2 protein-coding genes and 3 pseudogenes are annotated in these 4,296 nt (G+C 65.0%); 3 read left to right on the top strand and 2 right to left on the bottom strand.

Annotation, left to right across the window (positions count from 1 at the left end; translation table 11 throughout):
* Window positions 1-98 precede the first annotated feature (98 nt).
* Entirely contained in the window at window positions 99-1,091 is a 993-nt protein-coding gene (istA, locus tag ABZ624_RS42130; protein WP_360100895.1) for an IS21 family transposase, read from the bottom strand.
* Between the two features lie 305 nt (window positions 1,092-1,396).
* Between istA and ABZ624_RS42125 the strand changes: the two are divergent.
* Window positions 1,397-2,032, top strand: a pseudogene (locus ABZ624_RS42125) (IS6 family transposase); the annotation flags it as partial.
* A gap of 1,030 nt (window positions 2,033-3,062) precedes the next feature.
* Complete coding sequence (locus ABZ624_RS42120; protein WP_360100898.1) at window positions 3,063-3,758, top strand: hypothetical protein; 696 nt, start codon at window positions 3,063-3,065, stop codon at window positions 3,756-3,758.
* An 81-nt stretch (window positions 3,759-3,839) separates the two neighbouring features.
* Here the strand turns inward: ABZ624_RS42120 and ABZ624_RS42115 are convergent.
* Window positions 3,840-4,054 (bottom strand): annotated as a pseudogene (locus tag ABZ624_RS42115) (ISL3 family transposase); the annotation flags it as partial.
* 149 nt (window positions 4,055-4,203) lie between these two features.
* Between ABZ624_RS42115 and ABZ624_RS42110 the strand changes: the two are divergent.
* A pseudogene (locus tag ABZ624_RS42110) lies at window positions 4,204-4,296 on the top strand (IS5/IS1182 family transposase); the annotation flags it as partial.

Below are 4,296 nucleotides of genomic sequence, written 5' to 3'. Positions count from 1 at the left end.
CAGCAGCGGCTCAAGCCGGGCCCACTGCCCGTTCGTCAGATCCCCACGTCCCACAGGACGTGATCACCAACCAACAAGATCAACTTTCGCAACAGACCTTAGCGGGCCAGCACGAACGGCGTCTCGGGCAGAGGCAACAGGGCCGACGCCTCGACCGTCTCGAACACCGACAGCGGCTTCGCACCGCTCAGTGGCCGGCACTGCCGCTGACCTGCAACGTTGCGGGCCCAGAGTAGGGCCTCGGCCTGCATGTGATCCAGCGAGGTGAACGTCCGCCCGCGCCAATAGGAATCGCGGACATAGGGCATAGGCCGCTCCACCCTGGGCTTGTCCTTCGGCTTCGAGGTGCAAGCTGGATCCACCAACGTCCCGTAGTAGGAAGCAAGTTCGGCATAGGATTTGTTGATCTTCGGGTCGTAGAGGTCGGGCTTGTCGCCTCCGGTCTTCAGGTTGTCGGGCACCAGGCGCCGCGGGACGCCGCCGAAGAACCGGAACGCTTCCACATGTGCCTGCGTCCAGGCGTGCTGGTCCATGTGTGCCACCGGACGCACGAACATGTGCCGCGAGGCGGGCAGCACCATCACGAACGCCCAAATCCGGTGTCCTTTCCCGGTAGTCGGATTGATCCACTGCCCCAGGAAACCGTAGTCGATCTGGGCCTCCGAGCCCGGTTCGACGTTCTCCCGCAGCACCGTGACCTTGGCACGGGCCGCCTCGTCGGGCAGGTTCTCGTGCACCCACCGGCGGAACGGCGTCAGGGACGCCTTCAGCTTGCGCTCGTCACGCAGCCGCTGGTGGATGGTGGTCACCGTGCAGGAGTCCAGCAGCTCCACGACGTAGTCGCGGTGTTGCTCAATCTCCGGCCAAGTCAGCTGGTTCAGCTTCCTGTTGGCTTGCTCGGGGAACCAGCTCTTGATCAGTTTCGTCCAGTCGGTCTCGCTCATGGGCGGCCCGCCCGGGGTGATCCCGGCGGCCTCGGCCGGCGCCAGGTACTTCCTGATCGTCTTGCGGTCCAGCCCGAGTGACGCCGCCAGCTGCGACTTCGAGCGGCCCGCGTACCAGTGAACGTAGATCTCCACGATGCCGGTCACGGTGAACGTTCTCCTTGCCATCCGGATCGTCCGTCGGCCTCCCGGCTCGCTGGTTGAGGGACACCAGCGACTCCGAGTAGGCCCGGACCCTCAACCCGGCACCGGCATGCCCCGGGGGATCCCCACCGATTCGCAAGAAGGATCTATCGGTCGAACAAACCACCCGACACGGGGAAGATCTTCAGGCCAGGACCGCGACCGACCTCCCCATCCGTGACCGGCGTCCCCCTGGGGAACCGTTGTCACCGGGGTGGGGATTACGCCGACAGCATCAGCCAGAAAGTGGTGAATTCAGCCGTCGTCGACATCACCAGTTCCCGCAGTCGTACCGCGAGGTCGTAGCTCCTCTTCGAGCGTGGCATCACTGTCTCGTACGAGTCGGTCCGGGCCTGGTGCACCACGTTCGGCCCCCCGTATGCCCGGCAGTTACGCCGCCGGCAGCCCCGGCCCGGCGACACCTGGCATCTGGACGAGGTATTCATCAAGGCCAACGGCAAGATGCGGTACCCGTGGCGTGCGGTCGACCAGGACGGCAATGTCCTCGACATTCTTGTCCAGGACCGCCGCGACACCGCTGCAGCCAGGCATTTCTTCCGCAAGCTCCTCAAGGACTTCGCGTACGTGCCCCGCGTGATCGTCACGGACAAACTCCGCTCTTACGGAGCCGCTCACCGCGGGGTCATGCCGTCCGTCGAGCACCGCTCCTCGAAGTACTTGAACAACCGTGCCGAAAACAGTCATCAGCCCATCAGACAGCGCGAGCGCGCCATGAAGGGCTTGCCCTCCAGCCGAGCAGCCCAGAGGTTCCTCGCCGCCTTCAGCAGCATCTCCAGCCACTTCCGCCCCGACGGCACCTGATCACAGCGAGTGACTACCGCACCGAAATGATCCACCGGCTCCGCATCTGGAAGACCACCACCGGGGCACCCGCGCACGCCTGACACAGCACCCAGCACGACACCCGAGCACCCTCAACACGCCCCAACATGACCGCGACAGTAGCAACTTGGCAAGGCCCAACTCAGCCCTGTGTGCGGCGCAAAGGATGCGTTGAACTCGTTGAACGGCGTATGGAAATCGGCCGCTCGGGTACCTGAGGACCGTTGACCGGACGGAAGCGTGCCAGGACAGAAGCCGTGTTCGGACCGTTGGGGATGGGCTCGCCGCTGCTAGGAACGCTTCGCCGGTAGCTAGGCGCGAGTCCGGAGACGGCGTGGTGAGGGGCAGCTCCCCACTGCAACCCCACCCCTCCTTCGCTGCGGCCCGGAGGCTGCCCGTACTCAAACCCTTCACCACGAGCCTACGGTCACTGAGCAGTCGAGGTAGTACATGGCAAGGAGTCATCCCAACGCGCAGCTCAGGGCGCTCTTGCGGGAGGCAGGCTGGACAGCTGCTCGACTGGCCCGAGCAGTGAACACCCTTGGCCAAGTCCACGACCTGTCTCTCACTTATGACCGCACCTCGGTCGCTCACTGGCTCAGCGGATCCCGCCCCAGCCCATCGGTCTGCCTCCTTGTGGCCCAGGCGCTGAGCCAGGGCTGCGACCGCGTGGTGACCGTAGCGGAAACAGGACTCGACTCCGAAAAGGGGAAACATCCAAGTTCCCAGGTTCAGCAATCTGCGGAACGCTCACCAGCCCATGAGTTGATCGCCCTGTGCCGCATGGACACGGACCCTGCCCTCCGTGGCACGCCCATCGTCTCCGCGCCCCGCACGGTGACGCATCCGTCGCACGAATGGAAGCCAGTCTCGTCCGAGCCCGCACCGGCGAAGGCCCCGTCGGCTGAACTCATGACGCTCCAGGGCCTGATCCGGCATGTCATTGGCTCTCTCGAACGCCATGGCGGCTCCCACGGACGGCGCGCGCTTGCCCTGTACACTGCCGACGACGTGGGACGCCTCCTGGGGGGTGGGAGCGCAGACCGTGTTGTGTTGTCCACTGCCGCTCAACTCACGTACGTCCTCGCTCAGATGACGGCAGACACCGGCCAGCTCGCTCTGGCCGAGCAGTATCACCGAATCGCTCTCGATCTAGCACATGAGGCCGAGGACCGCACGGTGTACTCCATTACGATGCGGGCGATGAGTGCGCTTGGTCTACGCCTTGGCTGGCTGTCATTTGCAAGCCAGTTGGCCGAGACCGCTGTGGAGACTGCCGGACCCGGCGCCCCGCCATCGGTGGCTTCGTATCTCCTCATCCAGCGTGCCGTCACCCGCGCCCGGGCCTGCCAACGCAGCGCGGCCCTTACCGACTTGCTCAGGGCCGAAGACAAACACCACACCGATGCCGAACAGACCATCTCGTTCGCGCACTACCCGAGCGCCGCGCTGCACTTCCAGCGCGCAGAGACCTTCCTTGCTCTGGGAATGTATCCCGAGGCCATTGGTGCCCTGCGCCGTTCGGCGCGCCTCCGTGACAGCGCCACACAGCATAGGTCTTTCGCCATCACCCAAGCCCGGCTCGCAGAAACGCTGATACTCACCGGTCAACTGGAACCAGCCTGTCACCACTGGGGCCGGTTCCTCGATCACCACGCCCACGTGCGCTCCGTCCTCATCCGCCGTGCACTTCACACCCTTCATCAGCAGTTACGCCCCTATCAACGCCACCCCATCGCCGCCGATGTCCTGGCACGGGCGAGATTGTCGAGGGGCAGGTCTTACTGAGCGTGAGGCGCAGTGCCGGCAGAGGTCGATCCCTGGGAGTGGACACCGTGTTTCATGCGGCGTACGAGACGCCCCCCTCGAGAGCACCTCGATGCGCTCGCCGGTCTCCGCGTTGATGATGTGATCGCGTAGCGGTGGCAGCGGCGCAGGGTGAAGTCGTCCACCGCGATCACTCATGGGATCCGCACGGCCAGCGCGGGAATGCATCGCAGTAGCCGCAGGGCGGTGACGGAGGAAACCGGTACGGCCAGGACGCGGCCGAGGCGGGCTGTCGCCCGGCCGCATAACTCCTTGACAGGCGTTGCTCCTTGATCGTGGACGCTCTGATCATTGAGGTCTTTCAGTGTGGCAACCGATCGGGTGACAGGGGCCGTGGCCACAACGCACAAGGCTCCCGTGCCGTTGAGGGAGGTGTTCGAAGTCTCAACCCATCGGCGCAGGAGCCCTGTCGGTCCCTCATCCTGCCGCACTCGACCTGCCCCATGCGCTCATCGAGTGGGCCACGATGCTCATCGTCACCCGCGAGGGTGACCGACGG

Source organism: Streptomyces sp. NPDC007205, assembly GCF_040634095.1.
GTDB lineage: Bacteria > Actinomycetota > Actinomycetes > Streptomycetales > Streptomycetaceae > Streptomyces.
This window is presented reverse-complemented; position numbering and strand designations above follow the sequence as displayed.

Excerpts from the sequence above, each read along its gene's own strand:
- ABZ624_RS42120 (WP_360100898.1), top strand. The coding sequence starts at position 3,063 with ATGACGGCAGACACCGGCCAGCTCGCTCTGGCCGAGCAGTATCACCGA.